This is a genomic window from Ferrimonas senticii DSM 18821 (assembly GCF_000422665.1).
Lineage (GTDB): Bacteria > Pseudomonadota > Gammaproteobacteria > Enterobacterales > Shewanellaceae > Ferrimonas > Ferrimonas senticii.
In genome coordinates, this window is record NZ_AUGM01000011.1 from 63845 (window position 1) to 80350 (window position 16506).

At 53.4% G+C, this 16506-nt stretch carries 17 protein-coding genes; 12 read left to right on the top strand and 5 right to left on the bottom strand.

Annotation, left to right across the window (positions count from 1 at the left end; translation table 11 throughout):
- Positions 1-489, bottom strand: a complete 489-nt coding sequence (gene coaD / locus G506_RS0108150) for a pantetheine-phosphate adenylyltransferase (RefSeq protein WP_028116434.1) — start codon at positions 487-489, stop codon at positions 1-3.
- A 208-nt stretch (positions 490-697) separates the two neighbouring features.
- On the opposite strand from coaD, the gene pseB reads away from it, so the two are divergent.
- The 5 genes from pseB to pseI are packed head-to-tail and all read left to right on the top strand — an operon-like array spanning position 698 to position 6178.
- On the top strand, positions 698-1711 hold the full coding sequence (gene pseB, locus G506_RS0108155; RefSeq protein WP_028116435.1) for a UDP-N-acetylglucosamine 4,6-dehydratase (inverting): 1014 nt from the start codon (positions 698-700) through the stop codon (positions 1709-1711).
- Between the two features lie 7 nt (positions 1712-1718).
- A complete protein-coding gene (gene pseC, locus G506_RS0108160; RefSeq protein ID WP_028116436.1) occupies positions 1719-2879 on the top strand; it encodes a UDP-4-amino-4,6-dideoxy-N-acetyl-beta-L-altrosamine transaminase in 1161 nt (386 codons plus the stop codon).
- Position 2880: 1 nt separating this feature from the next.
- Entirely contained in the window at positions 2881-3576 is a 696-nt protein-coding gene (pseF, locus tag G506_RS0108165; protein ID WP_028116437.1) for a pseudaminic acid cytidylyltransferase, read from the top strand.
- Positions 3576-5135 (top strand): UDP-2,4-diacetamido-2,4,6-trideoxy-beta-L-altropyranose hydrolase, encoded by a 1560-nt coding sequence (pseG, locus tag G506_RS19225; protein WP_051201994.1) that lies wholly within the window; start codon positions 3576-3578, stop codon positions 5133-5135. Before pseF ends, pseG begins: the two co-directional genes overlap by 1 nt.
- Positions 5132-6178, top strand: a complete 1047-nt coding sequence (pseI, locus tag G506_RS0108175; protein WP_028116438.1) for a pseudaminic acid synthase — start codon at positions 5132-5134, stop codon at positions 6176-6178. The genes pseG and pseI overlap by 4 nt, the downstream gene beginning before the upstream one ends.
- Before the next feature lie 48 nt (positions 6179-6226).
- Here pseI and G506_RS20695 read toward each other — a convergent pair whose 3' ends face one another.
- Positions 6227-7297, bottom strand: a complete 1071-nt coding sequence (locus tag G506_RS20695) for a glycosyltransferase family 52 (RefSeq protein ID WP_169628085.1) — start codon at positions 7295-7297, stop codon at positions 6227-6229.
- A gap of 232 nt (positions 7298-7529) precedes the next feature.
- Here G506_RS20695 and G506_RS0108185 point away from each other — a divergent pair, with 232 nt between their 5' ends.
- The gene (locus G506_RS0108185) at positions 7530-8333 is read left to right on the top strand and encodes a glycosyltransferase family 2 protein (protein WP_240473403.1); all 804 of its coding nucleotides are present in this window, start codon (positions 7530-7532) and stop codon (positions 8331-8333) included.
- A 79-nt stretch (positions 8334-8412) separates the two neighbouring features.
- A complete protein-coding gene (locus tag G506_RS0108190) occupies positions 8413-9117 on the top strand; it encodes a 3-deoxy-D-manno-octulosonic acid kinase (protein WP_035387177.1) in 705 nt (234 codons plus the stop codon).
- Here the strand turns inward: G506_RS0108190 and waaA are convergent.
- On the bottom strand, positions 9095-10366 hold the full coding sequence (waaA, locus tag G506_RS0108195) for a lipid IV(A) 3-deoxy-D-manno-octulosonic acid transferase (protein ID WP_028116442.1): 1272 nt from the start codon (positions 10364-10366) through the stop codon (positions 9095-9097). The genes G506_RS0108190 and waaA overlap by 23 nt on opposite strands.
- A gap of 6 nt (positions 10367-10372) precedes the next feature.
- Positions 10373-11371 carry an NAD-dependent epimerase gene (locus G506_RS0108200; protein WP_028116443.1) on the bottom strand — a complete coding sequence of 333 codons (999 nt, stop codon included), beginning with the start codon at positions 11369-11371 and terminating at the stop codon, positions 10373-10375.
- Between the two features lie 328 nt (positions 11372-11699).
- Here G506_RS0108200 and G506_RS0108205 point away from each other — a divergent pair, with 328 nt between their 5' ends.
- The 5 genes from G506_RS0108205 to glpG all read left to right on the top strand — a co-directional run bounded on the left by G506_RS0108205 (position 11700) and on the right by glpG (position 16043).
- Complete coding sequence (locus G506_RS0108205) at positions 11700-12353, top strand: TetR/AcrR family transcriptional regulator (protein WP_028116444.1); 654 nt, start codon at positions 11700-11702, stop codon at positions 12351-12353.
- A gap of 110 nt (positions 12354-12463) precedes the next feature.
- Positions 12464-13660 (top strand): glycine C-acetyltransferase, encoded by a 1197-nt coding sequence (locus tag G506_RS0108210; protein ID WP_028116445.1) that lies wholly within the window; start codon positions 12464-12466, stop codon positions 13658-13660.
- A gap of 9 nt (positions 13661-13669) precedes the next feature.
- Entirely contained in the window at positions 13670-14695 is a 1026-nt protein-coding gene (gene tdh / locus G506_RS0108215; RefSeq protein ID WP_028116446.1) for an L-threonine 3-dehydrogenase, read from the top strand.
- 173 nt (positions 14696-14868) lie between these two features.
- Positions 14869-15189 (top strand): thiosulfate sulfurtransferase GlpE, encoded by a 321-nt coding sequence (gene glpE / locus G506_RS0108220; protein WP_028116447.1) that lies wholly within the window; start codon positions 14869-14871, stop codon positions 15187-15189.
- Positions 15186-16043, top strand: a complete 858-nt coding sequence (glpG, locus tag G506_RS0108225; RefSeq protein WP_035387162.1) for a rhomboid family intramembrane serine protease GlpG — start codon at positions 15186-15188, stop codon at positions 16041-16043. Before glpE ends, glpG begins: the two co-directional genes overlap by 4 nt.
- A 6-nt stretch (positions 16044-16049) precedes the next feature.
- On the opposite strand, the gene G506_RS0108230 is transcribed toward glpG, so the two are convergent.
- Positions 16050-16448: a flagellar basal body-associated protein FliL gene (locus tag G506_RS0108230; RefSeq protein ID WP_028116449.1), complete on the bottom strand. Its 399-nt coding sequence runs from the start codon at positions 16446-16448 to the stop codon at positions 16050-16052.
- Positions 16449-16506: the final 58 nt, after the last annotated feature.

Genomic DNA, 16506 nt, shown 5'->3' on the forward strand with positions numbered 1-16506 from the left:
TTATTGGTCGGTACTGAGCTTGGCGGTAACCGCAGCGGCTACAACTGGTGGTACAAAATTGCTAATGGAGCCATGATGCCGGGCAACATCTTTGATGATGCTTGATGAGATAAAGCTGTTGTTTTCGCTAGGGGTTAGAAAAATGGTTTCTAGTTCGGGCGAAAGCGCACGATTCATGTTGGCCAACTGCAGTTCATACTCAAAGTCCATGTTGGTGCGCACGCCACGTATGAGCACTTGAGCCTGATGTTTTTTCGCAAGATCAACCAGCAGTCCTGTAAATCCCACCACCAAAACGTTCTGCACCTGTGTGCACGCTTGCTCAATCATCGCTACGCGCTCTTCCAAGGAGAACATTGGCTGCTTGCTGGGATTAAATGCGACCGCAACAATCAACTGATCGACTAACTTTGAGGCTCGTTGGATAAGATCTAAGTGCCCGTTGGTGATGGGGTCAAAAGTGCCAGGGTATATTGCTTTTGTGGTCATTCAATTTAGTAGCTAATTTGGCTTTGAGTTACAGTGTACTGGATGCTTATTGTAGAGGCAGCATGTGCCGTGACTCTACACAGAGAGCGTCTCTATATATCCTTAGTGTTTTACGCTATGGATCTTTAGTAAACTAGTCTTCTAGACATATCGAGCGACTGCACCGGCAGCCTCCGACTAACTGTTATCATTTAAGGTTGAGTTTACTGTGTTATCCCAAAAGACTGTGCTTATCACTGGAGGAACTGGTTCCTTTGGCAAGCAGTTTATAAAAACCATTCTTGAGCGCTACCCGCAAGTTAAGAAGATCATCATCTTTTCCCGTGATGAGCTGAAGCAGTTTGAACTGAGGCAGCAATACCCGGCCAAAGAGTATCCGATGCTGCGCTTTTTTATCGGTGATGTGCGTGACCGCGAGCGTATGATTGAAGCTTGCGAAGGAGTGGATGTTATAATCCATGCGGCCGCCATCAAGCAGGTGGATACTGCAGAATACAACCCGACCGAATGCATTCGCACCAACATTGATGGCGCCGAAAACGTGATTCGCGCGGCGCTGCAGTGTGGCGTGCAAGACGTAGTGGCACTCTCTACCGATAAGGCTTGTGCGCCGATCAACTTGTACGGTGCCACCAAGTTGGCTTCCGATAAGTTGTTCACCGCCGCCAATAACATCAAAGGCTCCAAGGAGATCCGATTCTCGGTAGTGCGTTACGGCAACGTAATGGGCTCTCGCGGTTCGGTGATCCCATTCTTCTTAAGCAAGCGCGCTGATGGCGTACTGCCGATCACCCACGAAGAGATGACTCGCTTTAACATCTCTTTGCAAGATGGGGTGAATTTGGTGATGTTTGCCCTGGGCAACCATCTAGGTGGTGAGATCTTCATTCCTAAGATCCCGTCCTACCGCATCACGGATGTGGCCACGGCGGTGGCACCTGAGGCTGAGACGCCGGTGGTGGGCATTCGTCCGGGCGAGAAGCTGCATGAAGAGATGATCACCGATACCGATTCCCTCAATACCATTGATCTGGGTCCCCATTACGCTATTTTGCCGTCGGTATCTTACTGCTACACCGAGCAGGAATACCTAGACCACCACAAGGCGACCAAAGTGCCGTTCGGCTTTAAGTACAACTCTGGCACCAACACCGAGTGGGAAACCGTCGACAGTCTGCGCGCTCTGATCAGAGAGCACGTTGATCCAAACTTTGAAGTGTGAGGCGACCGTGATCCCCTACGGCAAGCAAGAGATCACTCAGGCCGACATCGATGCAGTGGTGTCGGTGCTGCAATCTGACTTTTTGACTCAGGGTCCACAGGTGCCGGCGTTCGAACGCACCTTAACCGACTTTACCGGAGCCAAACACGCCTTGGCGGTGAACAGCGCCACTTCCGCGCTGCACATTGCCTGTATGGCGTTGGATCTGGGAGTGGGCGATTGGCTCTGGACTACCCCTGTCACCTTCGTCGCTTCGGCCAACTGTGGGCTGTACTGTGGGGCTCAGGTCGACTTTGTCGATATCGATCCGCGCACCTACAACCTGTGTCCTGAGGCGTTGGCGACCAAGCTGGCTGAGGCCGAGCAGGCGGGGCGTCTGCCAAAGATCCTTGTGGCGGTTCATCTGTGTGGTCAGCCCTGCGATATGGTGGCGATCCATGCCCTGTGCCAACGCTACGGGGTTAAAGTGATCGAAGACGCGTCCCACGCCATTGGTGGCCGTTATCAAGGTGAGCCGATTGGTAATGGTCGCTACAGCGACATCACCATCTTCAGCTTCCATCCGGTTAAGATCGTCACCACCGCCGAAGGTGGCGCGGCCCTGACCAATGACGACACCCTGGCCAGCAAGATGGCGCTGTATCGCAGCCACGGCATTACCCGTGATGAAGCGCAGATGACCGAGCCATCCCACGGCCCTTGGTACTATCAGCAGATTGAACTGGGCTACAACTACCGGATGACCGAGCTGCAAGCGGCACTGGGCGTAAGCCAGATGAGCCGTTTGAACGACTTTATCAGCGCTCGGCATGCATTGGCGGCGCGTTATGATGCGTTGCTGGCGGATCTGCCGGTGATCACCCCATATCAGCACCCAGATAGCTACTCCGGCCTGCACCTGTATGTGATCCGGCTGCAACTGGATGCCATCTCGCTCAGTCATGGTGAGGTGTTTGCCCAGCTGCGAGAGCGTGGCATCGGCGTAAACCTGCATTACATTCCGGTGCACACTCAGCCTTACTACCGGGCCATGGGTTTTAACGATGGGGATTTCCCACAGTCGGAGGCGTACTACGCTGAGGCGATCTCGCTGCCGATGTTCCATGCCCTGACCGAAGCGCAACAGGATACCGTGGTGTCTACGCTGCGTGATGTTCTGGGAGCCTAAGATGCGTCTGGCAGTCATTCCGGCCCGAGGCGGCAGCAAGCGCATTCCTCGCAAAAACATCAAGCCATTTCACGGCAAACCGATGATCGCTTGGTCGATTGAAGCCGCTCGCCAGTCGGGCTGCTTTGAGCGGATCATCGTCAGCACCGATGATGCCGAGATCGCAGAGATCGCCCGTCAACACGGCGCCGAGGTACCGTTTCTGCGGCCGCCGGAGCTGTCGGATGATTACGCCACCACCGTGGATGTGATCCGACATGCGGTCAACTGGTGCACCGAGCAAGGGCAAGCGCCGTCGCTGGTGTGTTGCTTGTACGCCACCGCGCCGTTTGTGCAGGCGAGCGATCTGCAGCGCGGTTTGACCGTTATGCAGGACAGTGACTGTCAGTACGCTTTTAGCGCCACCAGCTTTCCATTTCCGATCCAGCGGGCCCTGAAAATGGATGAGGATGGCCGAGTCGCAATGTTCCAGCCGGAGCATCTGCTGACTCGTTCTCAGGATCTGCAGGAGGCGTTTCACGATGCCGGTCAGTTCTACTGGGGCCGTGCACCGGCGTGGCAGCGGAGAGAGGCGGTGTTTGGGCCGACTTCTCGGTTAGTGCTGCTCCCGCGCCATCGGGTTCAGGATATCGATACCCCGGAAGACTGGGATCGAGCTGAGCGCTTGTTTGCGCTGATGTTGGAGCGAGACGGCTGATGGCGGTCGCGCTGTTCCGAGTTGATGCCTCTACCCAGATGGGGTGCGGCCACGTATATCGTTGTTTGACGCTGGCGCAATCCCTCCGTGGCACCGGTTTACGCTGTCATTTCGTTTGCCGTGAACACGCTGGCCACTTGGGCGCGTTGATCACCGCCAACGGTTTTGAACTGACGTTGTTGCCTCCATCTGAGGTGTCGTTGTTGGCGTCTGAGCGTCAGCCTTACCAACAGTGGCTGGGGGCCAGTTGGCAGCAAGATGCGCAGCAGACGTTGGCGGTGGTCGACGAGCTCGGCATTGCAGCGGTCGAACTGCTGGTGGTCGATCATTACGGCTTGGATGCGCGCTGGCAGCAGCTGTTGCGGCGTCGTTGTCGCCGCATACTGGTGCTGGACGATTTGGCGGATCGCCCGCTTGATGCAGACTGGGTGCTCGATCAGACCTTTGGGCGTCAGGCGGAGGACTACCGTCATTGCTTGCGCCGATCCGATGCCCAGGTGCTGGCGGGCGCCGAATACGCCTTGCTGCGGCCGGAGTTCGCCCAGCTGCGAAGTCAGGCGCTGGCTCGTCGTCAGCAGCCGCTAGCAATCCCGCGACTGCTGCTCACCCTTGGTGGGGCCGATCCCGAAAACCACAGCGCCACGGTGTTACGCAGTTTGGCTGAGGCTTTTCGGCCGCAACAGCTGGCCGTTGATCTGGTGATCGGCGCCAGCAATCCCCATGTGACGGAGCTGGCCGGTTTAGTTGAGCGCTTGCCGCTGTCGGTTCAGCTGCATGTGGCGACGTCGCGAATGGCGGAGTTGATGGTGGCGGCGGATCTGGCCATCGGTGCGGCCGGCACTACAAGTTGGGAGCGCTGCGTGCTGGGCCTGCCGACCTTAACCCTGTGTCTGGCAGACAATCAGCGTCAGGTGTTGGCTAATTTGGCGCAGTGCGGCGCCATTGCCCCATTGGCGATTGACGCTCTGGCCGAGCCGAAGGCCTTGAAACGCGCCATCGAGGCAACCTTGCAACAGCGCCATGAAATGCAGTCCGCCGCCGTGGCAATCACCGATGGCTTAGGGGTAAAGCGGGTCCTGATGGCACTGCTGTCGGAGCCGCTGCGAGATGGTCGAGCCTTGCAGATCCGCTTCGGCACGGCCGCCGACTGCAAAACCCTATTCGATTGGCAATGTGCCCCGCCAACCCGACGTTTTGCGCGTCATCCTGAGCCGCCGTTATGGCAACAACACCAGCATTGGTACCAGCAAAAACTGTTAGCTTCGGATGCGCTGCTGGCGTTTATGACCCTGGACGATGAGCCGGTCGGGATGTTGCGTTTGGATCCCGTTGCCGGCACCGATCAGCATGAGATCTCGGTGTTGGTGTCGCCGAACCACTATCGGCTTGGGATTGCCCAAGCGGGCTTGAAGCTGTTGCGCCGTCTGTACCCGGAGTGTCACTTATTGGCAACCGTGTTGGCCGGCAACGCCGCTTCCCACGGGCTATTTCAGCGGCTGGGTTATCAGCCGATTAGCCCGCAGCAGTATCAACTTTTACCGCAGGAATTGATTGAGTGAAAACCGTTCATATTGCCGGTCGCGCCATTGGCCCCGGACACAAGCCGTACATCATTGCGGAGCTGTCAGCCAACCATAACGGTGACATCAACCGCGCGTTTGAGATTATGGAAGCGGCTAAGCGCGCCGGCGCCGATGCCATCAAACTGCAGACCTATAGCGCGGATACCATCACCATTGATTGCGATAGCGAGGATTTTCAGATCCACGGTGGCTTATGGGATGGCCGTAACCTGCATCAGCTGTATCAATGGGCGCAGATGCCGTGGGAGTGGCATCAACCGCTGTTTGCCAAGGCCAAGGAGCTGGGGATCACCATCTTCAGTTCGCCGTTTGATTTTTCCGCGGTCGATCTGCTGGAACAGTTGGATGCACCGGCTTACAAGATCGCCTCTTTTGAAGCGGTGGATATTCCACTGATCAAGTACGTTGCCAAAACCGGCAAGCCATTGATCATCTCCACCGGCATGGCTAATCAGGAAGAGATTGCCGAAGCGGTTACCGCGGCCCGAGAAGCGGGTTGTCAGGAACTGATCCTGCTGCAATGCGTGAGCGGCTACCCGGCGCCTGCGTCGGAGTACAACCTCTCCACTATTCCGGATCTGGCTGCGCGTTTTGACGTGGTTGCTGGGCTGTCCGATCACACCATTGACAACACCACCGCCATCGCCGCCGTGGCGCTGGGTGCGGCGCTGATTGAAAAGCACGTGACCTTGGATCGCAATGGGGGCGGCCCGGATGACAGCTTCTCGCTGGAACCGGCCGAGCTGCAGCATCTGTGTGACAGTACCCATACCGCTTGGAAAGCGCTGGGGCAGGTGAATTATCAACGCACGGCCAGCGAGCGTGGCAATGCCAAATTCCGCCGCTCTCTGTACGTGGTGGCAGACATTCAAGCCGGTGAAGCGATTACCGCAGACAACGTAAAGAGCATTCGGCCGGGATTTGGGTTAGCGCCAAAACATTATGAGTCCGTAATTGGTAGAGTTCTCAAAGTCGATGTTGCGCGAGGCACTCCACTGAGTTTAAATATGCTCAAATAAATCATATCAATGTAATTTAATAGCCCCCTTAAATCAAAGGGGGCTATTTTAATGGTGAGCAGGCTTCTTGCTTTTTAGAGTTTCTTTAAAAGCATTAATCCATTTATCCTGGTCATTGCTCCATCTTTCAATGGCTCCAAAAAAATCATTTTCGATGAGCTTTAATGTAGTACAGTACTCCTCAAAGCCGATTCCTGTCGAAGAACAAATAGAGAATAAAAGCGGTTTTGATTCGCTGCCCAAAAGAATTATTTCCATCGGCATTTTGTGATCTAGTGTTAGTTCACGAGGAACTGATTCATAGTCTTTAAGATGATCCCTAGGATGTGGCTTAAGAATGACATGAAAACCCTGTTTATACATCTCTTCAGCCATCTTTTGATACAGTTCTATGCGGAGTTTTTTGCTGAGATCCTGAGGGCGGAAAGGTTGGGTAAGCAAAATGATACTTTGTTTACCGGTCGTAATAGCTTGCGTTAATTTAAAGAAAGAAAGTAATAACCCCTTATTTTTACCAGCATCGAGAAAATCAATAGGAAAAGTTTTTGATTTTACTCGTAGCGGTACTTTTTCTGGAAATATAACTAAATTAGATTTACATCTAGGATTTTCGGAAAAAACTCGATCTGTCGGTTTTTTATTTAGTTTTCTCAAAAATCTTTTACACCGAGACAATTGGTGATTAATATAATTTCCTTCGCCATCTTCAATGCAGTTATAAGTTTCCACTAACTGAATAAATAATCTCGAAACTGGATTACGATCATTGAAAACAAAGAGTCCTAGATTCCGTCCTGAAACTAATTCAGGATTATGGTCATACTTTGCTAAGTATCTAAGTAAAAAATTATTTTGTGCCTCTGAGGCTACATGGTTAAATCGGTTATCTAGTAACAGTTTAAGTCCGCGAGGGGACTTAAACAATCCGTGTTTAAATGACTTGAGAGGTACAAGAGAGAATTGAATGTGATTTGGTAATACATTGGTTTGCCAACGTTCCTGATCGCTTTCAAACTCTCGGGAGAAAAATAATACACGACTAGTAACCTGCGGATGTCGGAGACTGCGCAGCAGTGCAAATAGAAGATGTCTGGGCGTAGTACAAATATAAAGGTGCAAAATATTAGTCCAACATAGTTAGTTGAAGGGCTAGATGGGCAACAGGCGCATTAACATATCATTTTGTTGATGAACTTCTCTATAATACCGATTGTTACCTAAGTCTAGTCATCTAAGAGTCTCGAATGTAATGGCAGTTAAGTTTCTTTTAAATATGTGGTTGAATGTCACAGAGCGTAGCTTTCGCTGGGCTGCGTCTGGCGTCATTCCCGGCTGTTGGTTTAACCAGGCCTTGCCTGATAGCTCCTGCCTCAAGCCGGCGCAAGCGGGACTGACCTTGGAGCTGGTAAGCCATTGCTGGAAATATTCTGAATTCCAACTGTATCAACTCAGTTCTTTGGTTAACTTCCCACCACAGCAACTCAAGGTTGTGATGACGGTATTTTACTCGGAAGAGGACGCAGACACCATGCGGGTGTTGGACTTCTTCCGTTCGCAACAAGTGCCTAATGTGCAATGGAATTTTATTCCGCTGCCGAAAGAACAACTGTTTCGTCGAGCAATCGGTCGCAATCTTGCCGCCAAAGCGACCAAAGCGGATTGGATCTGGTTTACCGATTGCGATGTGGTGTTCCATGAAGGCGCGCTTGATGCGCTAGCGCAACAACTTGTTGGTCGTCAGGATTATCTGGTTTATCCGCAACAGATGCTGGCTACCGATCTGCTGCCGAAAGATGATCCGTTAATCGTTGCAGCGAAACAGCAGCCGCGATTGATGCAGTTGGATTTAGATCGATTCTCGGTGCGTAAGTTGACTCGTGCTACGGGGCCTGCTCAGATCACTCATGGCGATGTGGCGCGAGCCTGCGGCTATTGCGAGAACTTAAAGGTATATCAGCAACCGGTGGCGAATTGGGCCAAGTGTCATGAGGATCGGGCGTTTCGTTGGCTGCTTGGCACCCAAGGGGTGGCAATTGATGTGCCGAATGTGCTGTTTATCCGTCACGCAGAGAAAGGCCGTTATGCGCAAGACAGCAAGGTGTCCAACTTCCGTAAGTGGGTTCGCCGCGTTAAGTCGAATTTGATCGGCCGTTAACTTTGCCTCTGGTTTGACCTGTTGATCTGCTGCCGCCACAATGGCGGCACTTTTTTGTTTTCTGCCGTTTGGGATCTCGATGCAACACTCAGAACATGGCGCATTTACGTTGCTACTTGCCGAAGGCAGTAGCGCAACTTTGGACTGGTTTGATCGGGATTGGTTGAAACGAAACGGTCGTATTACCGGAAACTCCGATGCCAGTGGCCGCAATCCCGCGATGTTTTTAGCGATTGATCATCAGGCTTATGTGCTGCGCCACTACTATCGTGGTGGTCTACCGGGCAAGGTGATCGAGGATGTCTATCTGTGGTCCGGCTTAGAAAATACCCGAGCATATAAAGAGCTTAAGCTGCTAGAACAGATTCAGCAGTTGGGGCTGCCTGCTTGCTTGCCGGTAGCGGCACGATTGGAACGCCACGGCTTCAGTTACCGCGCCGATTTAATTACTAAGCGCCTGGATGGCTGTGTTGATCTGGTCAAAGCGCTAAGCCACGCACCATTAACTCCGGCGCGCTGGCAGCAATTAGGGCAAGTGTTGGCGCAGTTCCATCAAGCCGGGGTGTATCACGCAGATCTGAATGCCCGCAATATTTTGCTGGATGAGCAGCAGTTCTATCTGATCGACTTTGATCAAGGTCGGATCCGTAAGCCTGAAGCGAAGTGGCAGCAGGCCAACTTGGCGCGGTTACAGCGTTCACTGCAAAAAGAAGCCCTGCGAGTGGCAGGGCTGCAATGGCAAGAGTCAGATTGGCAGGCGCTTATGCGCGGCTATCAAGGCTAGCGGCGATCACCGCCAATTGGCGTTCGGTCGCCCCTTGGTTGTTACCGACGAACTCTAACGCGGCGTCAGCAATTTGCTGGCGCCGTTTTGGTTCAAACAGCAGTTGCTGCAGTGCTTGCGCTAACTCGTCGTTGCTATGGATAACTTCCAGTACCTGTTGTGCCTTAAGGGCATCGCCAATTTGCTGAAAATTAAAATAGTGTGGCCCCATCAGCACCGGTTTACCGAAGGCGGCCGGTTCTAATGGGTTGTGGCCGCCGCGTTCAATCAAACTGCCGCCGACATAAGCCAGTGTAGCACCGCCAAACAGCCGTTTAAGTTCGCCCATGGTGTCGCCAATCAGAACCTGAGTTTGGCCATCGACCGCTGCGCCGCTGCTGCGCCGCTGGCAGTCGAAACCGTGGTCGCAGGCGGCCGCAAAAGCGGCTTCAAACTGTTCTGGGTGGCGAGGTACTAACACCAGTAGCGCATCAGCTTGTTGCTTTAGCAACTGTTGATGCGCGCTAAATAGCGCAGCAAATTCGCCGGGATGAACCGAGCCGGCAACCCACACTGGTCGCTCCCCCCACAGCGTGAAAGCAAATTCGCGGGCTTGCTGGCGATCGTGGTCGCTGAGTTTCAGATCAAACTTGAGACTGCCGCACTCAGTTAGTTTTCCGGCCGGCAAACCAAGGCTGACGAAGCGGGCACCATCTTGATTGTGTTGCACGGCCACCGCGCTTAACTGCTTTAGCATTGGCGTTACTAAACCGCCAACGCGAGCGTATCCCTTGGCCGAGCGCTGCGATAATCGCGCGTTGGCTAAAATCACCGGGATCTGTTGCCGATAACAATGGTGCACCAAATTTGGCCACAGTTCGGTTTCCATCAGGATCACCGCGCTCGGTTGTAATCGCTGCAAAAAGCGTCGCATCACGCCACTCAGATCAATAGGCAGATAGCAGTGGTAAACGCTGTCACCCAATTGCTGTTTTACCTGCGCTGAACCGGTCGGCGTAGTGGTGGTAACCAGCACTGGCAGCTGGGGGTAGCGTTGCTGCAGGGCGCGAATAAGCGGCAGTGCCGCCAAGGTTTCCCCCATCGATGCGCAGTGCACCACGATAGGGCGCTGGATCTTAGGTAGCCCCAAGCCAAACCGTTCACCGATGCGGCCGCGGTAATCGGCGCTTTTGAGCGCCCGAAAGCCCAAATACACCAACAGCAGTGGCGTCAATAACAGCAGCAGAGCGCTGTAACTAATGCGATTCATCGGTGTTTAGATTTGGTGGTAGTTACGGTACCAGTTGGCAAACTCTGTCAGGCCCTGTTTTAGGCTGGTATTTGGTTCAAAGCCAACCGCTTGTTGCAACTGCTCGGTATCGGCGTAAGTGGTGTACACGTCACCAGGCTGCATTGGCATCATATTCAGCTTGGCTTTCACCCCCAGTGCCTCTTCAAGCGTCTGAATGAATTCCAGCAGCTTCACCGGCTGGTGATTACCAATGTTGTACAGCGCGTACGGCGTCGTTGCTTCAGCGTCATACTTGGCGTTGCCATTAGTGCCAGTCGGGACGTTATCTAAGGTACGCAGCACCCCTTCGACAATGTCGTCGATGTAGGTGAAGTCACGGCTCAAATCGCCGTAGTTATAGACGTCGATCGCTTCGCCGGCCAAGATCTTCTTAGCGAACTTAAACGCCGCCATATCTGGTCGTCCCCAAGGGCCATAGACGGTGAAAAAGCGCAGCCCAGTTACCGGCATGTTGTACAGGTGACTGTAACTGTGAGCCATCAATTCATTGGCTTTTTTGGTGGCGGCATACAGGCTGACTGGGTGATCGACACGGTCCGCTTCAGCAAATGGCACCTTTTTGTTCATGCCATATACGGATGAGGAACTGGCGTACACCAAGTGTTCGACTTGGTTTTGGCGACAGCCTTCCAGAATGGTCATCATCCCAGTGAGGTTAGAATCGTTGTAGGCCATTGGGTTGTCGATGGAATAGCGCACCCCCGCTTGAGCAGCCAAGTGCACTACGCGGTTAAATTGATGGTCGGCAAATAAGGCGGCCATCGCGACTCGGTCGGCCAAATCGATCTGTACAAACTGGAATTGTTCAAAGTGTTGTAACCGCTTTAACCGATCCTGCTTCAGGCTGACTTGATAGTAGTCATTTAGGTTATCCAAACCGACCACCTGGTGGCCTTGTTCCAATAAGCGCTCGGCGACGAAATTACCAATAAAGCCGGCGGCACCGGTGACCAAAACTTTCATAGCGACTACCTGATTGTGTCGAAAACCATAACTCGCCGATGATACGCCGTTCTCCAATAGGTTGATACCAGCATCGCCGATTGGCGCTGTGGATAGCGTTGAATGGGATTAAATTCAGCAGGATATGATGCCAGTTAGAGTAGTTGTTCTAGCATTGTCTTTATCCCCGTATTTTGAAGTTAATTTGTTGTAAAGGTTAAACTCTTTGCCAGTGTTCTGTGTTCCTTGCTGACTTGGCCGTCGCTAGTCACTGCACCGTGGTGGTGCTACTCTAGCGGCCATCTTTTCTCTTGGTGTGAGCTTGGTCAGGGCTCTTAAGGAACGCACGATGAAGACCAAAGACCGGATCATTGCCGCCAGTCGCGAGCTGTTTAACCTGCACGGCGAGCGCGCCATCACCACCAATCACATTGCCGCCCACTTGGGGATCAGTCCCGGCAACCTGTACTACTACTTTCGCAATAAAGAGCAGATCATTCGCGCCATCTTTGCTGAGTATGAGCATTACGTCGCCGAGTCCTACGGTGACCAATTGGACGAAAACAACCTAATGCAGGATTACCTTGATCGGATGTTTCAGGGGATGTGGCAGTTTCGTTTTGTGTACGCCAGCTTGTCGGACATCTTGGCGAGGGATCCGGAACTGCATCAGCGCTATCTGGTGGCGCACCAGCAGGTACTGGAAGCGGCCATCGCTAATATGCAACGGCTGGTTGATAACGGCTCGGTGCAGGTCGATCCAACCATGATGCGACCATTGGCCGAGGGGATGAAGATGGTGGTGACCTTTTGGATCAGTCACCTATATACCCAGAATTTGGATAAGCCGATCTCTGAATCGATGATCTATCAAGGGGTTATTCAGCTGTTGGCGATCTTTCATGGCTACATCACGCCGCAGTTTAAGCCAGAATTTGAACGACTGGTCAGTCACTACCAAGCCTTAGCGAATGAACCAAGTGACGGTCTGCAGTCAGCGTAACTAGCCTCTTTTACAGCCCCAGACTGGTCGGCGTTGTTTGATGGCTGCAAAGCCTGCAAGGGCAGAGTATCATGCGATTTTTCAGATACTCTGCGACGCCAAGGAAACCGATGTCGACCTCAGCCTTCTATCAGCAGATCCGTGACCAAATTCAGCAGGTCAAAGCGGATGGCCTCTACAAACAAGAACGAGTGATCACCACCGCGCAGCAGCCTGCCATTGCAGTTGCCAGTGGTGCCCAAGTGGTGAACTTCTGTGCCAACAACTACCTTGGCCTTGCTAACCATCCAGAGCTGCTAAAAGCGGCTCATAACGGTCTCGATAGCCACGGTTTTGGCATGGCATCGGTACGCTTTATCTGCGGTACTCAAGACAACCACAAAGTGTTGGAGCACAAGCTGTCTGAGTTCCTAGGTATGGAAGACACCATTCTGTACTCCTCTTGCTTTGACGCTAACGCCGGTCTGTTTGAAACCCTGCTGGACGCCAACGACGCGATTATCTCTGATGCGCTCAACCACGCTTCCATCATCGATGGGGTGCGCCTGTGTAAAGCCAAGCGTTTCCGCTACGCCAACAACGACATGGCGGAGTTGGAAAACTGTCTGCAGCAAGCTCGTGAAGCCGGTGCTCGCCATATCTTGATCGCCACCGACGGGGTGTTCTCGATGGATGGCGTGATCGCTAACCTCGAAGCGATCTGCGACTTGGCCGATAAGTACGATGCCTTGGTGATGGTCGATGATTCCCATGCAGTTGGCTTTGTTGGCGCTGGCGGTCGTGGTACTCACGAACATTGCGGGGTGATGGATCGGGTGGACATCATCACCGGTACGTTAGGCAAAGCCCTAGGCGGCGCGTCTGGTGGCTTTACCTCCGGCAAGAAAGAGGTGATCGATTGGCTGCGTCAGCGCTCCCGTCCATACCTGTTCTCTAACTCTTTGGCGCCGGCGATTGTCAGTGCCTCGATTCGAGTGATCGAGATGATGGCCGAAGGCGATGAGTTGCGTGCTCAGTTGTGGCACAACGCCGAGCGTTTCCGTCGTGAAATGAGCGCCGCTGGTTTTACTCTGGCCGGTGCCGATCACGCTATTATCCCGGTGATGATTGGCGATGCCGCGTTGGCCTCCCAGTTTGCCGACCGCCTGCTGGCGGAAGGGATCTACGTGATAGGTTTCTCTTTCCCAGTGGTACCTCAGGGTCAAGCCCGTATTCGTACTCAGATGTCGGCGGCGCACACCTCCGAACAACTGGATCACGCTATTGAAGCCTTTATCCGCATCGGTAAAGAGCTGGAAATTATCTAAGAGCGCGCCATGAAAGCATTATCCAAATTACACGCTGAACCAGGCATTTGGCAGGTCGATGTACCGATGCCTGAAGTGGGTCACAACGATCTGCTGATCAAGATCCGCAAAACCGCCATCTGTGGCACCGACATGCACATCTATCACTGGGATCAGTGGTCACAGAAGACCATCCCTGTGCCAATGGTGGTTGGCCACGAATACGTTGGTGAAGTGGTGGCGATGGGCCAAGAGGTTCGTGGTTTCAACGTCGGCGATCGGGTTTCCGGCGAAGGCCATATCACCTGCGGTCACTGCCGTAACTGTCGTGGCGGTCGCACTCACCTGTGCCGCAACACTATTGGCGTGGGCGTTAACCGTCAGGGCTGTTTTGCCGAATACTTGGTTATCCCCGCCTTCAACGCCTTTAAGATCCCAGATGACATCTCTGATGAGCTGGCGTCGATCTTTGATCCATTCGGCAACGCCGTGCACACCGCGCTGAGCTTTGATCTGGTTGGTGAAGATGTGCTGATCACCGGCGCTGGCCCGATTGGCATTATGGCGGCAGCCGTGTGTAAACATGTTGGCGCTCGCCACGTAGTGATCACCGATGTTAACGAGTACCGCTTGGATCTGGCTAAGCAGATGGGCGCGACTCGCACCGTTAACGTGATGAACGAGAAGCTGGAAGATGTGATGGCCGAACTGGGCATGACCGAAGGCTTCGATGTCGGTCTAGAGATGTCCGGCGTGCCATCGGCCTTTAGCTCCATGTTGGCGACCATGAACCACGGCGGCAAGATCGCCATGCTCGGCATTCCTCCAGGTGAGATGGGCGTCGATTGGAACCAAGTGATCTTCAAAGGTTTGGTGATCAAAGGGATCTATGGCCGCGAGATGTTTGAAACTTGGTACAAGATGGCCAGCTTGCTGCAATCCGGTTTGGATTTGAGCCCAATCATCACCCATCAGTTCCACATTGATGAGTTCCAGCAAGGCTTCGATGCCATGGCTTCGGGTCAATCCGGTAAAGTGATCCTCAACTGGGATTAAGTGCGGGTAAGCGGCCGAGAGTCGCTTCTCGGTGATGACTTAGCGCGTTTTGGCCACTGGCTTTGAAACCGCGTTAATCGATTTCCTAAAGCGCCCTGACAGTAAAAATCAGGGCGCTTTTTTGTGCGCTGACGATGGTGAGTCCGTACAATGGGGCGAAAAAGGAAGGTGCTATGACCCAATACCAATGCCTATCGCTGGCCAGCTTTGCCGAGTTGCAACAGCAGCATAATGATCTGCAAATTGTCGATATTCGTCAGCCCGAGGTGTTTGCGCTGGGATCGATCCCCGGTGCGATTAATTTGCATGCCGGTAACGTCGACCGCTTCTTGTTAGAGGGCGAGTACGATTTGCCGCTAGTGGTGGTGTGCTATCACGGCATCAGCAGCCAAAACGCCGCCGCTTATCTGGTGGAGCAGGGCTTCGAGCAGGTCTTTAGCCTCGACGGTGGCTATGATGGCTGGGCGAAGCAACAGGGGTTAATCGCCCAATGATCCAAGCAGACTCGGCGTCCACTTGGGTGGTACTTGGGCCGATCGACAACCCGCGGATGGGGCAGGCGCTGATCGATTATGCCCGCGGACTTGGGCTTAGCATTGCGCAGCGACAAACCGAATCCGGCTGGCTGCTGCTGTGTTTGGATACCGAGGTTGAACAGGCGCAGCAGCAATATCAGCGCTTTATCGATGATCCAGAAAACGATCGCTATCTGGCCGCATCATGGACCAGTGGCGATAACCGCATCGGCTTTGACTACGGCCGCAGCGGGATGTTGCAGCAACTTACCAGCAAGGCTGGGCCAATTACTCTAACGGTGATGGCGCTGTGTATTGCCATCTGGGCTGGTTGGAATCTCGGTTTTGCCGAAACCATTTTTAGCTTGACCCACTTTCCGGTGTCGCTGGCTAGTGTCGATGGCCAGTGGTGGCGAATTTTTACCCCAAGCCTGATCCATTTCAGTGCCATTCACATCGTGTTTAACTTGCTGTGGTGGTGGCAGCTGGGGGGCAAGATTGAACGTTATGATGGCGCGGGCACGCTGTTGCTGCTGCTATTGGTGGCTGGCACGTTGCCTAATGTGGCGCAGTTCTATTTAACCGGCCCAAGCTTTGGTGGCTTATCTGGGGTGGTGTACGCCTTGGTTGGTTATTGCTGGATCCGCGGGTGGCGTGATCCGAATTCGCCATTGGCGATTGCTAAGCCGCTGGTTGGATTTTTGTTGCTGTGGTTGCTACTCGGCTTTACCGCGGTGAGTGACGCCATTGGTATCAATATGGCCAATGGCGCCCACCTTGGTGGCCTGTTGGTTGGAGTGCTGCAAGGGCTATGGTGTAGTCGTCGCGCTTAACCGTGATCAGTCGTACAGGTACTTGGTAAACAGCAGATTCATCAGCAGTTCTTTGCCGGTTTCTTGCTGCAGCGCTTGGCTGATCTGCTCGAAACAGCGGCGGCGGATCTCTTCGCGCCCGGACAGTGACTTAATTAAATCCGCTGGCTGCTGGCCCAAGATCTCAATCAGATGGGCACGGATCAGCGGTTGATGCTGCTCCACCAATGCCATGTCATCAGCGTTGTGCAGCATCAGCTCAACGCCAACTCGGATAAAACCAAGGTTGTTGGTGTTGGTGATGTAATTGGTGACAATCTCCGGCTCGAGGCCGTAATAGCCGATGTTGCTGTTGGCTTCAGCGGGTTGTGCGGCCGCGCTTGAATAGGACGCCAGCAACAACAGCAAAATTCCCAGTTGCTTCATAAGATTCTAATTCCATTAGGTTATCTGGGGCATATTAGCAAAAGCGTCGCACTGGTCA

Bases quoted from the DNA above. Each gene is read 5' to 3' on its own strand.
- G506_RS0108205 (WP_028116444.1), top strand. From the start codon at position 11,700: ATGAAGACCAAAGACCGGATCATTGCCGCCAGTCGCGAGCTGTTTAAC.
- glpE (WP_028116447.1), top strand. From the start codon at position 14,869: ATGACCCAATACCAATGCCTATCGCTGGCCAGCTTTGCCGAGTTGCAA.
- G506_RS0108210 (WP_028116445.1), top strand. From the start codon at position 12,464: ATGTCGACCTCAGCCTTCTATCAGCAGATCCGTGACCAAATTCAGCAG.
- glpG (WP_035387162.1), top strand. From the start codon at position 15,186: ATGATCCAAGCAGACTCGGCGTCCACTTGGGTGGTACTTGGGCCGATC.
- coaD (WP_028116434.1), bottom strand. From the start codon at position 489: ATGACCACAAAAGCAATATACCCTGGCACTTTTGACCCCATCACCAAC.
- G506_RS0108190 (WP_035387177.1), top strand. From the start codon at position 8,413: ATGCAACACTCAGAACATGGCGCATTTACGTTGCTACTTGCCGAAGGC.
- tdh (WP_028116446.1), top strand. From the start codon at position 13,670: ATGAAAGCATTATCCAAATTACACGCTGAACCAGGCATTTGGCAGGTC.
- waaA (WP_028116442.1), bottom strand. From the start codon at position 10,366: ATGAATCGCATTAGTTACAGCGCTCTGCTGCTGTTATTGACGCCACTG.
- pseG (WP_051201994.1), top strand. From the start codon at position 3,576: ATGGCGGTCGCGCTGTTCCGAGTTGATGCCTCTACCCAGATGGGGTGC.
- G506_RS0108200 (WP_028116443.1), bottom strand. From the start codon at position 11,371: ATGAAAGTTTTGGTCACCGGTGCCGCCGGCTTTATTGGTAATTTCGTC.
- G506_RS0108230 (WP_028116449.1), bottom strand. From the start codon at position 16,448: ATGAAGCAACTGGGAATTTTGCTGTTGTTGCTGGCGTCCTATTCAAGC.
- pseF (WP_028116437.1), top strand. From the start codon at position 2,881: ATGCGTCTGGCAGTCATTCCGGCCCGAGGCGGCAGCAAGCGCATTCCT.